This is a genomic window from Hydrogenophaga sp. T2, assembly GCF_049843535.1.
GTDB lineage: Bacteria > Pseudomonadota > Gammaproteobacteria > Burkholderiales > Burkholderiaceae_C > Hydrogenophaga > Hydrogenophaga crocea.
In genome coordinates, this window is record NZ_JBBHZJ010000003.1 from 18,434 (window position 1) to 32,489 (window position 14,056).

Consider the following 14,056-nt stretch of genomic DNA (forward strand, 5'->3'; position numbering starts at 1 on the left):
GATCTCCGGGCCGATCTCGGTGGCGCGCTACAGTTACAGGATGATGTCTCCCGTCGACGGCACCCTAGCTCCCCCGCCCCACGACGCCGCCAGCGCGGCGGCGAGCGCCGCGGCGGCCAGCTTCGCCGCCTTGCTGGGCAAGCTCGACTACCTCGGCGCGCACGACATCGAGAGCATCCGCCAGGCCTACCGCTTCGCCGACGAGGCCCACCTGGGCCAGCTGCGCAAGAACGGCGACCCCTACATCACCCACCCGATCGCGGTCGCGGCGCAGTGCGCCGAATGGAAGCTCGACGCCCAGGCCCTGATGGCCGCGCTGATGCACGACGCGATCGAAGACTGCGGCGTGACCAAGCAGGAACTCGTGGAACGCTTCGGCGCACCGGTGGCCGAACTGGTGGACGGCCTCACCAAGCTCGAGCGGCTCGAGTTCTCGTCGCGCGAGCAGAACCAGGCCGAGTCCTTCCGCAAGATGCTGCTGGCCATGGCCAAGGACGTGCGGGTCATCCTGATCAAGCTCGCCGACCGCACCCACAACATGCGCACCATGGGCGACATGCCGCGCAGCAAGTGGCAGCGCATCAGCACCGAAACGCTCGAGATCTACGCGCCCATCGCCCACCGGCTGGGCCTGAACTTCACCTACCGTGAGCTGCAGGACCTCTCGTTCCGCTTTCTGCACCCCTGGCGCTACGAGGTGCTGGCCAAGGCGCTGGAGCGCGCCCGCAGCCGCCGCAAAGACCTGATCGCGCGCGTGCAGCGCGAGCTCGAAGACGCTTTCGCCGCGCACGGCATGCCGGTGCGCATCCTGGGCCGCGAGAAGACGCTCTACTCCGTCTACCGCAAGATGGACAGCAAGCACCTGTCGTTCGCGCAGGTGACCGACATCTACGGCTTTCGCATCGTCGTGCCCGAGCTCACCGACTGCTACACCGGCCTGGGCCTGCTGCACCAGCTCTACAAGCCGCTGCCCGGCAAGTTCCGCGACTACGTGGCCATTCCCAAGCTCAACGGCTACCAGTCGCTGCACACCACGCTGGTGGGGCCGTTCGGCACCAACATCGAGTTCCAGCTGCGCACCCACAGCATGGACGTGGTGGCCGAATCGGGCGTGGCCGCACACTGGCTCTACAAGGCCAACGAACCGGGCAGCGACACCTCGCAGCGGCTGGGCACGCAGTGGCTGCAGTCGCTGCTCGACATCCAGCAGGAAACGCACGACGCGAGCGAGTTCTGGGACCACATCAAGATCGACCTCTTCCCCGACGCGGTCTACGTGTTCACGCCCAAGAGCAAGATCCTCGCGCTGCCGCGCGGCGCCACGCTGGTCGACTTCGCCTACGCCATCCACAGCGACGTGGGCCACCACGCCGTGGGCGGCCGCATCAACGGCGAGCAGCGCCCGCTGCGCGCCGAGCTCTCCAACGGCGACGTGGTCGAGGTGATCACCGACGACAAGGCGGAACCCAACCCGGCCTGGCTCTCGTTCGTGAAAACCGGCCGCGCGCGCTCCAAGATCCGCCACCACCTCAAGGCGATCGCGCAGGAAAAATCGCTCGAGCTCGGCGAACGCATGCTGGGCCAGGCGCTGCGCTCCGAAGGCATCGCGCAACTGCCGGCCGAAGACGGCGAGCACGCCGCGGTCTGGGACAAGCTGCTGCGCTTCACCGGCAGCAAGAACCGTGCGGAGCTGCTGTCCGACATCGGCATGGGCCGGCGCATCGCGAGCATGGTGGGCAAGAAGCTCGCGGTGCTGCTGGCCGAGACCGGCCTCAAGCCCGACGCGGTGCTGATCAGCCGCGAGCGCTACGACACCGGCCGCGAAGAAACCCTTTCGCAAGGCGTGGTCACGCTCGACGGCAGCGAAGGCATGTCGGTGCAGTACGCGCCCTGTTGCCGCCCCATTCCGGGCGATCGCATCGTGGGCTACCTGGGCCGCGGCGAAGGCCTGGTGGTGCACGCCGAAGACTGCCCCACGGCCCGGCGCCTGCGCGGGCGCGACGCCGAGCGCTTCATCGAGGTGGAATGGGCCGACGAGCCCGTGCGCTCGTTCGATACCACGGTGGTGGTGACGGTCACCAACGGCAAGGGTGTGCTCGCGCGCGTGGCCTCGGCGATCGCCACGGCCGAGGCCGACATCACGCACGTGGACATGGGCGAAGACCCCGCGCAAACGGCCACCGACATCCGCTTCTCGGTGGCGGTGCGCGACCGCCAGCACCTGGCCGACGTGCTGCGCAGCCTCAAGCGCACGCCCTCGGTGATCAAGGCGCAGCGCTACAAGGCCACCCCCAAGCCCTGAGCGATCAGGCGCCGGGCGCGGGGTAGCGCACCTCGAGCACCTCGAGCTCCTGCAGGCCGCCGGGCACCGCAAGCTTCACCACGTCGCCCACGCGCGCCTTGAGCAGCGCGCGCGCCACCGGCGAGACCCAGCTCACCTGGCCCTGGGTGTTGTCGGCCTCGTCGGTGCCCATGATGGTCACGGTGGTCTCGCGGCCGGTTTCGTCGGCATAGGTCACGGTGGCGCCGAAGAAGACCTGGTCGTTGCCGTGGTGCAGCGAGGGGTCGACCACCTCGGCGATCTCCAGCCGCTTGGTGAGGAAGCGGATGCGCCGGTCGATCTCGCGCAGGCGCTTCTTGCCGTAGAGGTAGTCGCCGTTTTCCGAGCGGTCGCCGTTCTTGGCGGCCCAGTGCACGGCCTCGACCACCTTGGGCCGCTCCTCGTCCATCAGCGTGAGCAGCTCGCGGCGCAGGCGTTCGTAGCCCTGGCGCGTGACGTAGTTCTTGCCACCGGGCGTGGCGATGGCGGCCCCGCCATCGGCGTCATCGTCGTCGTGCTCGGTTTCGCGGGTGAAGGCCTTGCTCACGGAAGAACCCAACAGGTGAAGCGAGGGGGCAAAGAAAAAGCCCTGCAGCTTGTGGCTGCAGGGCTTCTATGGTGGCGCGGCTGGCAGGAATCGAACCCACGACCCCTTGGTTCGTAGCCAAGTACTCTATCCAGCTGAGCTACAGCCGCGAAGCCTTGAAGTATAGCAGCATTTTTTCGCGTTTCTTTTGCTGCACCCCTTTTTGGTAGGCCGTGTTGGGCTTGAACCAACGACCAAAGGATTATGAGTCCTCTGCTCTGACCAACTGAGCTAACGGCCCGGGAGCGCGCGATTGTAGGTGCGCGTGCGTGCGCGCCGCCTCACTCGGTGTGGCTGAGCGCGTTGCTCACGAGCTTGGCCGTCACGTCCACGATCTGGATCATGCGGTCGTAGGGCATGCGCTGCGGGCCGATCACGCCCAGGGTGCCCACCACCTGGCCGTCGACCTCGTAGGGCGCGGTCACGATGGACAGGTCTTCAAAGGGCACGACCTGGCTTTCGCCGCCGATGTAGATGCGCACGCCGTCGGCCTGGGTGGACACGTCGAGCAGGCGTACCAGCTGCGTCTTCTGCTCGAAGAGGTCGAACAGGCGGCGCAGGTTGCCCAGGTCGCTGCTGAATTCGCTCACCGACAGCAGGTTGCGCTCACCGGCCACCACCACCTCGTCCTGCTCGGCCGGTTGCGCGCCGATGTCCACCGCCTGCTTCATGAGGTCGGCGATCTCGCCGCGCAGCGCTTCCAGTTCGGTCTTGAGGCGCTCGCGCACGGCCTCGATGGTCAGGCCCGCGTAGTGCGAGTTGAGGAAGTTCGAGGCCTCCACCAGTTGCGACTGGCTGAAGTTGGCCTGCGTCTGGATGATGCGGTTCTGCACCTCGCCCTCGGGCGAGACGATGATGACCAGCACACGCCGCTCGGACAGGCTCAGGAATTCGATGTGGCGGAACACCGAGGCGCGCCGCGGCGCCATCACCACACCCACGAACTGCGACAGGCTCGACAGCAGGTGCGCGGCCTGGCTGATCACGCGCTGGGGCGACTCGATGCCCGGCGCGGCAATGGCCGAGACGGTGGGGATCTCGTCGCGCCGCACGGTGAGCATGGTGTCCACGAACAGCCGGTAGCCGCGCGCGGTGGGAATGCGCCCGGCCGAGGTGTGCGGGCTGGCGATCAGGCCGAGCTCCTCGAGGTCGCTCATCACGTTGCGCACGGTGGCGGGCGAGAGCTCAAGCCCCGCGGCCTTGGCTAGCGTGCGCGAGCCCACGGGTTGGCCGTCGGCGATGTAGCGTTCCACCAGCGCCTTGAGCAGCAGCTTCGAGCGATCGTCCAGCATGCCGAAGATTCTACGGAAGGCCTCTCACGCCGCGTTCATGGCAGGGGAATGCACGGGGCATATCGCCATGGGCCTATGTTGTAATTTGCGCATGAATGCCCCCCACCTGCCGCGCGCCCTTGCGCCCAAGGCCCTTCGCCCGCTGCGCTTCGAGCAGGTGGTGATCGTGGGCAAGTACCAGGCGCCCGGCGCGCGCAACGCGGTCGAGGAGATCGCGCAGTTCCTCATGGCCGAGGGCTGCGATGTCTCGCTGGAGCTGCAGACCGCGCTCAACACCGGCATCACCGATCACCCCACTATCGACGTGGCCGGCATCGACTGCCACACGCAGCTCGCGCTCGTGGTGGGCGGCGACGGCACCTTGCTGGGCATCGGCCGCCAGATGGCGCGCCACGGCGTGCCGCTGGTGGGCATCAACCAGGGCCGCCTGGGTTTCATCACCGACATTCCCTTCGACAGCTACCGCGAGGTGCTGCGTCCCATCCTGCGCGGCGAGTACCAGGAAGAGGCGCGCAGCCTCATGGCCGCCAGCGTGTGGCGCGACGGCCGCTGCGTGTTCGAGGCCACCGCGCTCAACGACGTGGTGGTCAACCGCGGCGCGGTCGCCAGCATGATCGAGCTGCGCGTGGAAATCGACGGCCACTTCGTGGCCAACCAGCGCGCCGACGGCCTGATCATCGCGTCGCCCACGGGCTCCACCGCCTATGCCCTGTCGGCCGGCGGCCCGCTCATGCACCCCGACATCGGCGGCTGGGTGATGGTGCCGATCGCGCCGCACACGCTGTCCAACCGGCCGGTGGTGCTGCCCTCTCACAGCGAGATCGCGATGGAGATCGTGGCCGGCCGCGACGCCAGCGCGAGCTTCGACATGCAGTCGTTCGCCAGCCTGCTGCACGGCGACCGCGTCGTGGTGCGACGCTCCGAGCATTCGCTGCGCCTGCTGCACCCGGTGGGCTGGAACTACTTCGACACGCTGCGGCGAAAACTGCACTGGAACGAAGGGGCCTGAGCGCCCGGTGACAATCGCGCTGTTCATTCACCGCCCTTGCCATGAGCCTTCGCCGCATCGCCCTGCGCGACTTCGTCATCGTGCCCTCGCTCGACCTCGAACTGGCCGCCGGCTTCGGCGTGCTCACGGGTGAGACCGGCGCGGGCAAGTCCATCCTGATCGACGCGCTGCAGCTCGCACTCGGCGCGCGCGCCGAGGCCGGCGTGGTGCGCGAAGGCGCGGCGCGCTGCGAGATCGCGGCCGAGTTCGACCGCCCCGCCGCGCTGCGCCCCTGGCTCGACGAGCAGGGCTTCGCGGACGACGACACCCTGCTGCTGCGCCGCGTGGTCGACGCCGAGGGCCGCAGCCGCGCCTGGATCAACGGCAGCGCGGCCACGCTGACCCAGTTGCGCCAGGCCGGGGACGCGCTGGTGGATATCCACGGCCAGCACGCCTGGCAAGGCCTCACGCGCGCCGACGCGGTGCGCGGCCTGCTCGACGGTTTTGCCGGCATCGACACCGCGCCGCTCGCCAAGGCCTGGTCGGGCTGGCGCGAGGCCCAGGCCGCGCTCGAGCGCGCGCGCGAGCGCCAGTCCACACTGCGCCAGGAAAGCGAACGCCTGGCCTGGCAGATCGGCGAGCTCGACAAGCTCGCACCGCAGCCCGGCGAATGGGAAGAGCTCAACACGCGGCACGGCCGCCTGGCGAACGCCCAAAGCCTGATCGACGCCACCCAGGCCGCGGTGCACGCGCTCGACGAGGCCGACGACAACGCGGTGGGCCTGATCAACCGCGCCATCGCCGCGCTGCAGGCCCAGGCCCACATCGAGCCCGCCTTTGCCCAGCCGCTCGAGTCGCTGCAGAGCGCCCTGGCCCAGGTGCAGGACGCGGTGCACGAGCTGCACCAGCACCAGCGCCACGCCGAGCTCGACCCCGAGGCGCTCGCCGAGCTCGACCAGCGCCTGTCTCAATGGCTCTCGCTCGCGCGGCGCTTTCGCACCCCCGCCGAAGAACTGCCCGCGCTGCTCGCGCAATGGAAGGCCGAGCTCGCGCAGCTCGACCAGGCGCTCGACATCGACGCCCTCGAACGCGCCGAGGCCAAGGCCCGTGCGGCCTTCGACGCGGCCGCCAAGGCCGTGAGCCAGCAGCGCCAGAAGGCCGCGCCGCGGCTGAGCCAGGCCGTGACCGAGACCATGCAGACCCTGGGCATGGAAGGCGGCCGCTTCGAGGTGGCGCTGCTGCCGCTGGACACGCCGCACGCGCACGGCCGTGAGCAGGTGGAGTTCCGCGTGGCGGGCCACGCGGGCAGCACGCCGCGGCCCGTGGCCAAGGTGGCCTCGGGCGGTGAGCTGTCGCGCATCGCGCTGGCGATCGCGGTCATCACGAGCCGGCTCGGCCACGCGCCCACGCTGATCTTCGACGAGGTCGACGCCGGCATCGGCGGCGCCGTGGCCCACACCGTGGGCCGGCTCATGCGCCAGCTTGGCAAAGACCGCCAGGTGCTGGCCGTGACCCACCTGGCCCAGGTGGCCGCCTGCGCCGATCACCACCTGCTGGTGGCCAAACAGGTGCGCGAGGGCCGCACGCAAAGCACGGTGCAGCCCATCGAACACGACACGCGCGTGCGCGAACTCGCGCGCATGCTGGGCGGCAACGACCGCTCCGACGTGTCGCTGGCGCACGCGCGCGAACTGCTCTCTGCCTGACCATGGCCGCCGCTTCCGCCGCCGTCACCGAACTCGTGGTCATCACGGGCATGTCGGGCTCGGGCAAGTCCGTGGCGCTGACCGCGCTCGAAGACGTGGGCTTCTACTGCGTCGACAACCTGCCGCCCGAGCTGCTCGAATCCTTCGTCGAACTCGAACGCAACCACAGCGCGCCCAAGGTGGCGATCGCCATGGACGTGCGCAGCGCCTCGTCGCTGCCCGGGCTGCCGCGGCGCCTCGCGGCGCTGCGCAACGCCGACCTGCACCTCACCACGCTGTTCCTCGACTCGACCACCGACACCCTGGTGCGCCGCTTCTCGGAAACGCGCCGCCTGCACCCGCTGTCGCTCAACAGCGCGCACGACCAGCACCGCGCGCTCACCGACGCCATCGAGCACGAGCGCGAGCTGCTGGCCGAGCTGCGCGAGCAGGCCCTGGTGCTCGACACCAGCCTGGTGCGGCCCGCGCAGCTGCGCAGCCAGGTCAAGGAGCTCGTGGGCGCCACGCACACGCCGCTCACGCTGGTGTTCGAATCCTTCGCGTTCAAGCGCGGCATTCCCATGGACGCCGACTTCGTGTTCGACGTGCGCATGCTGCCCAACCCGCACTACGAACCCGAGCTGCGCCCCATGACCGGGCGCGACGCGCCCGTGGCCGCCTTCCTCGCGGCCAGCCACGAGGTGGTGGCGATGGAAAACCAGATCCACGCCTTCCTCGACCACTGGCTGCCGCTGATGATGCGCGACCACCGAAGCTACGTCACCGTGGCCATCGGCTGCACCGGCGGTCAGCACCGCTCGGTCTATCTGGTGGAGCGCCTGGCGGGACAGTTCGGCACCCGGTGGGTGACGCGGGTGCGCCACCGCGAGGCCGATCACTGGGGCAAGGGCTGATCGCGCAGGACCTGCAGCAGGCCGCGCACCGGCGTGGGCAGGCCCAGGGCCAGGGCTTCGGTCCACGGCACCCATTGCCCGGGCACGCCGGGCGCGGCGTCGGCCGGCAGCGGCAGCCGCTGCGGCAGCAGTTCGAGCTCGCGGTGCGTGAGGCTGTGCGACACGGGTGAGCCTGGCTCCAGCCGCGCGGCCCGATCACCGAGCGCCGCGTGCAGCGCGTCTTCGCTGGCGAACACCGGCGGCGCGTAGAGCCCGGCCCAGATGCCACGCTCGGGCCGGCGCTGCAGCCAGACCGCGTCGGCCCGCACCGCCAGCAGCAGCCACCAGCGCTCGAAGCGCCGCACCCCCTTGCGCGTCTTGACCGGGAAGCGCGCCGGGTCGCCGCTCATGCGCGCGGCACAGAGATCCACCATGGGGCAGACCACGCAGGCCGGCTTGCTGCGCGTGCACAGCGTGGCGCCCAGGTCCATCAGGCCCTGGGTGTAAGCGGCCATGTCGTCGCCCTCGGGCGCTTCGGGCAGCAAGGCCTGGGCGTGCGCCCAGAGCGCGCGCTGCGCGGCCGCCTCGGCCACGTCGCCCTCGAAAGCCAGCACGCGCGACAGCACGCGCCGCACGTTGCCGTCGAGGATGGACACGCGCTCGCCGAAGCAGAACGCGGCGATGGCGGCCGCGGTGGACGCGCCGATGCCAGGCAGCGTCTGGAGTTCGGTGGCGGTGCGCGGAAACTGCCCGCCGTGCTGCGCCACCACCGCCTGCGCGCAGCGGTGCAGGTGGCGCGCGCGGCTGTAGTAGCCCAGGCCGCTCCAGAGCGCCATCACGTCGTCCAGGGGTGCGGCGGCCAGCGCGGCCACGTCGGGGAAACGTTCGAGAAAACGCGGGTAGTAGCCCAGCACCGTGGACACCTGCGTCTGCTGCAGCATGATTTCGGACAGCCACACGCGGTAAGGATCGCGCGTGCCCTGCCAGGGCAGGCCGTGGCGGCCCGAGGCGCGCTGCCACGCGATCAGGCGCGGCGCAAAGGCCGACGGCAGCGCCGTCATGCCACCAGGGCTTCGTCGGCGGGTTCGTCTTCGGAGGCCGCCATGAGCTGCTCGGTGAGCTCACCGAACTTGGCCTCGAGCTGGTTGAGCGCGGCCTGCTGCGCCTGCAGTTCGCGGATGCGCTCGTCGAGCCCGCTCGCGGCCTGCTGGATGCGCGACACCGCCTCGATGCGGCGCGTGAAATTGCGGCGGCGCTCGCGCAGCTGCGCGTCGAGCTGGGCCGCGGCCGACTTGTTCCAGAGCTCGACCTCGTTCACCGCGGTGTCGTAGACCACGCGAAGGCGGCTCATGAGCGCGCGCGCCAGGCGCTCGGCGAACTCGGGCTGGGCCAGGCGCAACGCATTGCCCAGGCTCAGGTACTGCAGGTGGCTTTTCTCGATCAGATCGAGGTCTTTGCGGTAGGCGGCGAGCTGCGGGCCGCTGGGCGCCTGCAGCGAGAAGCCGTACTCGGCGTTGAGGCTCTTGAAGCTGCCCTCGAGCATGGACTGGATCTCGCCTGCCATGCGGTCGGCCTTGTCGAGGTCTTCGCGCAGGCGGTCGAAGGTGTGGTCGTAGGCGCGGCGCACGCCGAGCTTGATGCCCGGGCTCTTGAGCTGCTTGGCCAGCGCGGCCACTTCGGCCTTCAGGTGCGAGGGGCTGAGCAGCGCGAACAGGTCCTTGAGCAGGCGCAGGTGAACCGAGCGCACGGCCTGGATCTTGGCGCCGCTGGCGTCGAAGTCGGCCTGCTCCTGCTCGATGCGCAGCCGCATCTGCTTGATGACGCCCGCATTCTTGCCGCGCAGGCCGTCGAGCTCCTGGATCTGTTCGACCAGGTCGCGCAGGCGCGCGCGCACCATGCGGCCCGCTTCGCCGCGCAGCGCGTCCACACCGGCCGACACGGCCGCGCTCAGGATGCGCCGGCGCTGGGCGAGCAAACGGTCGCCCAGCGCGTGTTCGAGGTCGAGCAGCTGGCTGGCCTTGAGCAGTTCGTCGTCGCGGTTGACCTTGGCGAGCAGGCCCTTTTGCGCGGACACCGCGAGCACCTGCTCCATCGGCACGCCGAGGATCTCGGCCGAATCGGCGCGCTGGGCCGCGATCTGCAATTGCACCTGCTCGGGCGAACTCAGCGCGTCCCAAAGGGTGTCGATCTTGTTGAGCACCACCAGGCGCGAGGCCTGGCCGTCGCCCAGCGAGCCCAGGTGCTGGCGCCAGATGCCGAGGTCGGACTTGGTCACGCCCGCGTCGGCCGCGAGGATGAACACCACCGCGTGCGCCTGCGGCAGCAGGCTCACCGTGAGCTCGGGCTCGGCGCCGATGGCGTTGAGGCCCGGCGTGTCGAGGATGACCAGGCCCTGCTTGAGCAGCGGGTGCGCCATGTTGATGAGCGCGTGCCGCCAGCGCGGCACCTCGACCAGGCCGTCGGCGCCCGGCAGCGGGTTGTCTTCGGGGATCTCGTCGTGCCAGAAACCCAGGGCACGGGCTTCGTCCACGGGCACGCGGCGCACCTCGGCCACCTTGTGGATGGCCTTGGCGAGCTGTTTGGGGTCGTTGACGTCGAGGTCGACGCGCTCCCACTTGTTCGGGGCGTTGCGCCAATCGAGCAGCGATTGCGGCTGCAGGCGCGTTTCAATGGGCAGCAGGCGCAGGCAGGGCGGCAGCTCGGCGTCGTAGGCGAGCTCGGTGGGGCACATGGTGGTGCGCCCGGCGCTGGCCGGCATGATGCGGCGACCGTAGCCCGCGAAGAAGACCGCATTGATGAGCTCGGACTTGCCGCGCGAGAACTCGGCCACGAAGGCCACGGTGATCTTGTCGTTCTTGACCTGCGCGTGCAGCTGGTCGAGGCGCTCGCGAACGCCGGGCTCCATCAGCTCGTGATCGATCAGCCATTCGGACAACAGCTTCAGGCGCAAGGCAAACTGCTTGCGCCATGCACCGTGTTGATCGAGGGCCTGGATGAAGCTCATGGGCGGGTGGTTGGGGCGATTGGTCAATATAGCACCCGGCTTTTCTGCCGAGGCCGGGCGGTCAGACACAAGGTCAGGGACGCTGACAGAGCGGGCAGTAATAGGTGGACCGCTGGCCCTGGCGCAGGCTGCGAATGGGGGTGGCGCACACGCGGCAGGGCTGGCCCGCGCGGTCGTAGACCATGGCGTCGAGCTGGAAGTAGCCGCTCTGCCCCTCGGCGCTCGAGAAATCGCGCAGGGTGCTGCCGCCCAGGGCCAGCGCGCGCTGCAGCACGTCGACGATGGCGCGGTGCAGCCGGGCCGCGCGCGGCCGGCTGATGCGATCGGCCCGGGTGGTGGGGCGGATGCCCGCGAGGAACAAGGCCTCGCTGGCGTAGATGTTGCCCACCCCGACCACGATGTCGCCCGCGAGCAGCACCTGCTTGATCGACGCGCGGCGCATCTGGAGCGATCGGTGGAAGGCCAGCGGGTCAAAGCCCGCTTCGAGCGGCTCCACGCCCAGGCCGTCGAGCAGCTTGCGCGCGCGGGTGTCGTCGAGCGAAGGCACGTGCACCACGGCGCCGAAGCGGCGCGGGTCGTGCAGGCGCAGCAGGCCGCGGCTGGTGTGCATCTCGAAGTGATCGTGCGCGCCGGGCGGCGGCAGGGCCGCGGCGAACTGCAGGCTGCCCGACATGCCCAGGTGCAGCAGCAGCCAGCCCGCGTCGAGCTGCACCAGCAGGTATTTGCCGCGCCGCTGCACGGCCTGCACGCGCCGCCCGACCAGACCGTCGGGCGCGCAGCCCAGGGGCCAGCGCAGCGGCTTGCCCAGGCGCACGCGCTCGACGCTGGCGCCGGCAATGCGGTCCGCAAAACTGCGGCGCGTGACCTCGACTTCGGGCAGTTCAGGCACAGGACAGACAGGGGTTGGCCCGCCGGGGAACGCGGCGGTGGGGAATCGGATCCAGAGCCCCAAAGCCCCGGAACCCAACGATTATCATGGCCCGATGAAAGCCCTCCAGCGTCCTCGACGTGCCCGTCCTTCCCTGCTCGCGCTGGCCCTGGCGGCCGGTCTGGGCCTGAACCAGGGCGCCCAGGCCCAGGCGCCCGCAGCCGCCGCCGCAGCGGCCCCGGCTCCGGCTCCGGCCAACTCAGCGCTCGACGCAATGCTCTTCTACCAGTTGCTGCTGGGCGAGCTCAACGTCGCGGGGGGTGATCCGGGCGCCGGGTTTTCGCTGATCCTCGACGCCGCGCGCCGGCAGAAGGACCCCGATCTGTTCAAGCGCGCGGTGAACATCGCGCTGCAGGGCCGCTCGGGCGAATCGGCGCTGGCCGCCGCGCGCGCCTGGGCCCAGGCGATCCCTGGCAGCAACGAGGCCGACCGCTACCTGCTTCAGATCCTGCTCGCGCTCGACCGGTCCGCGGAAACCGCCTCGGTGCTGCGCTCGGTGCTGCAGTCCACGCCGGCCGAGGGGCGCAACGAGGCCATCAACGCCATTCCCCAGACCTATGCGCGCGCCAGCGACAAGGCGCAGGCCCTGGCCGCCGTGCGCGAGGCGCTGACCCCCTTTCTGAGCCAGCCCGCGTACGGCGCCTCGGCCTGGACCACCATCGGCCGCATGGAGCGCGCGCAGGGCCGCAACGCCGCCGCGGTGGACGCCGCGCGACGCGGCCATGCGATCGAGCCGGCCTCGCCGTACCCGGCGCTGCTGGCGCTCGAACTGCTCGAAGACGGGCAGGCCGAGGTCGAACCCGTCATCCGCCAGCAGATCGACGCGTCGCGCAATGCCACGCCGCGCGACTTCGGCGTGGCCGTGGCCTACGCGCGCGTGCTGCTCGACCTGCAGCGCCTGCGCGACGCGCGCGTGCAGCTCGAGCGGCTCACCACGCGCGCGCCCGAGCAGGCCGAGCCCTGGCTGCTGCTGGGCACGCTGCAGGTGCAGGACCGCGCCTACGACGCCGCCACGCTCTCGCTGCAGACCTTCATCGGCCTGGTGGGCGCGAGCACCGACGAGCGCACGCAACGCGGCCTCACGCAGGCCTACCTGCTGATGGCCGAGATCGCCGAGAAACGCGAAGACTTCGTCGCCGCCAACGCCTGGATCGACCGCATCGACAACCCCGAAGACATCATGGCTGCGCAGTTGCGCCGCGCCTCGGTGATGGCGCGCCAGGGCCGCATGACCGAAGCGCGCCAGATGCTGCGCGCGCTGCCCGAGCGCCGGCCCGCCGACGCGCGCCTCAAGCTCATCGGCGAAGCCCAGCTGCTGCGCGAATTCAAGGACTACAAGGGCTCGTACGAGGTCTACGGCGAGGCCTTCAAGCGCTTTCCGCAGGAACCCGAGCTGCTCTACGACCAGGCCCTGATGGCCGAGCGCGCCGGCCTCAACGACGAGATGGAGCGGCTGCTGCGCCAGCTCATCGCCGTCAAGCCCGACCACCACCACGCCTACAACGCGCTGGGCTACGCCCTGGCCGACCGCAACGAGCGCCTGCCCGAGGCCCGGCAACTGATCGAGAAGGCGGTGTCCCTGGCGCCCGACGACGCCTACATCCAGGACAGCCTGGGCTGGGTCGAGTTCCGCCTGGGCAACACCGAACGCGCGCTCGGCATTCTGCGCAACGCGTACACCAGGCGGCCCGATGCCGAGATCGCCGCTCACCTGGGTGAGGTGCTCTGGGCCCGGGGCCAGCGCGAAGAAGCGCTGAAGGTGTGGCGCGAGGGCCTGCTGCTGGCGCGCGACAACGAGACGCTGCAAAACACGCTGCGCCGCTTGAACGTGCAGCCGTGATCCGCACCGCCACGCTCGATCGCAGAACCTGGCTGCTCGGCCTGGCCGCCCTGGCGGGGGGCTGTGCCACGCCGCCGCGCCCCGTGGCCGGCGAAACCTGGAGCGGGCGCCTGGCGCTGCGCGTCGACAGCCAGCCGCCGCAGGCCTTCTCGGCCCTGTTCGACCTGCAGGGCTCGGCCCGCGCGGGCGAGTTGCGCCTGGCCTCGGTGCTGGGCCAGACCCTGGCCACGGTGCGCTGGTCGCCCCAGGGCGCCGAGCTGCAACGCGGCACCGAACTGACGCGCCGCGGCAGCCTGAGCGAACTCACCGCCGAAATCACGGGCGCGCCGCTGCCCATCGCCGTGCTGTTCGACTGGCTCGACGGCCGCGGCACCGAAGCCGAGGGCTGGCGCGCCGACCTCTCGGCCCAGGCCCAGGGCCGGCTGGTGGCGCGGCGCGAGCAGCCAGCCCCGGCAGCCGAACTGCGCGTGGTGGTGCAGCAGCCATGAGCGCCGCCGGGCCGCTCCCAAGGCGCTCAGCC

General features: G+C 70.4%; 11 protein-coding genes and 2 tRNA genes. 6 read left to right on the forward strand and 7 right to left on the reverse strand.

The features are described from left to right. The first annotated feature begins 40 nt into the window (after positions 1 to 40). Complete coding sequence (locus WDZ95_RS07140) at positions 41 to 2,302, forward strand: RelA/SpoT family protein (RefSeq protein WP_425777299.1); 2,262 nt, start codon at positions 41 to 43, stop codon at positions 2,300 to 2,302. 4 nt (positions 2,303 to 2,306) lie between these two features. Here the strand turns inward: WDZ95_RS07140 and greB are convergent, their stop codons facing one another. The 4 genes from greB to hrcA all read right to left on the reverse strand — a co-directional run bounded on the left by greB (position 2,307) and on the right by hrcA (position 4,198). Next, the gene (gene greB, locus WDZ95_RS07145) at positions 2,307 to 2,867 is read right to left on the reverse strand and encodes a transcription elongation factor GreB (RefSeq protein ID WP_425777301.1); all 561 of its coding nucleotides are present in this window, start codon (positions 2,865 to 2,867) and stop codon (positions 2,307 to 2,309) included. Positions 2,868 to 2,939: 72 nt separating this feature from the next. Then, positions 2,940 to 3,016: transfer RNA gene (locus tag WDZ95_RS07150), tRNA-Arg, on the reverse strand. 54 nt (positions 3,017 to 3,070) lie between these two features. Further along, positions 3,071 to 3,147 (reverse strand) — tRNA-Ile (locus tag WDZ95_RS07155). Positions 3,148 to 3,187: 40 nt separating this feature from the next. Beyond that, the gene (gene hrcA / locus WDZ95_RS07160) at positions 3,188 to 4,198 is read right to left on the reverse strand and encodes a heat-inducible transcriptional repressor HrcA (RefSeq protein ID WP_425777303.1); all 1,011 of its coding nucleotides are present in this window, start codon (positions 4,196 to 4,198) and stop codon (positions 3,188 to 3,190) included. A gap of 91 nt (positions 4,199 to 4,289) precedes the next feature. Between hrcA and WDZ95_RS07165 the strand changes: the two genes are divergently transcribed. Genes WDZ95_RS07165 through rapZ form a run of 3 tightly spaced genes read left to right on the forward strand, consistent with a single transcriptional unit; the run spans position 4,290 to position 7,785 of the window. Further along, positions 4,290 to 5,207: an NAD kinase gene (locus WDZ95_RS07165; protein ID WP_166227299.1), complete on the forward strand. Its 918-nt coding sequence runs from the start codon at positions 4,290 to 4,292 to the stop codon at positions 5,205 to 5,207. Positions 5,208 to 5,248: 41 nt separating this feature from the next. After that, positions 5,249 to 6,892: a DNA repair protein RecN gene (gene recN / locus WDZ95_RS07170; RefSeq protein ID WP_425777305.1), complete on the forward strand. Its 1,644-nt coding sequence runs from the start codon at positions 5,249 to 5,251 to the stop codon at positions 6,890 to 6,892. 2 nt (positions 6,893 to 6,894) lie between these two features. Next, a complete protein-coding gene (gene rapZ / locus WDZ95_RS07175; protein WP_425777307.1) occupies positions 6,895 to 7,785 on the forward strand; it encodes an RNase adapter RapZ in 891 nt (296 codons plus the stop codon). Here rapZ and mutY read toward each other — a convergent pair. The 3 genes from mutY to mutM all read right to left on the reverse strand — a co-directional run bounded on the left by mutY (position 7,767) and on the right by mutM (position 11,657). Then, positions 7,767 to 8,825 carry an A/G-specific adenine glycosylase gene (mutY, locus tag WDZ95_RS07180; RefSeq protein ID WP_425777309.1) on the reverse strand — a complete coding sequence of 353 codons (1,059 nt, stop codon included), beginning with the start codon at positions 8,823 to 8,825 and terminating at the stop codon, positions 7,767 to 7,769. The two genes, rapZ and mutY, sit on opposite strands and share 19 nt — an antisense overlap. Further along, the gene (locus tag WDZ95_RS07185; protein ID WP_287470205.1) at positions 8,822 to 10,768 is read right to left on the reverse strand and encodes a dynamin family protein; all 1,947 of its coding nucleotides are present in this window, start codon (positions 10,766 to 10,768) and stop codon (positions 8,822 to 8,824) included. Before WDZ95_RS07185 ends, mutY begins: the two co-directional genes overlap by 4 nt. Positions 10,769 to 10,841: 73 nt before the next feature. Beyond that, entirely contained in the window at positions 10,842 to 11,657 is an 816-nt protein-coding gene (mutM, locus tag WDZ95_RS07190; RefSeq protein ID WP_425777312.1) for a bifunctional DNA-formamidopyrimidine glycosylase/DNA-(apurinic or apyrimidinic site) lyase, read from the reverse strand. Between the two features lie 94 nt (positions 11,658 to 11,751). On the opposite strand from mutM, the gene WDZ95_RS07195 reads away from it, so the two are divergent. Beyond that, positions 11,752 to 13,536, forward strand: coding sequence for a tetratricopeptide repeat protein (locus WDZ95_RS07195; protein ID WP_425777314.1), 1,785 nt, complete (start codon positions 11,752 to 11,754; stop codon positions 13,534 to 13,536). Then, positions 13,533 to 14,024, forward strand: a complete 492-nt coding sequence (locus tag WDZ95_RS07200) for a lipoprotein insertase outer membrane protein LolB (protein ID WP_425777316.1) — start codon at positions 13,533 to 13,535, stop codon at positions 14,022 to 14,024. Before WDZ95_RS07195 ends, WDZ95_RS07200 begins: the two co-directional genes overlap by 4 nt. The last annotated feature ends 32 nt before the right edge of the window (positions 14,025 to 14,056 follow it).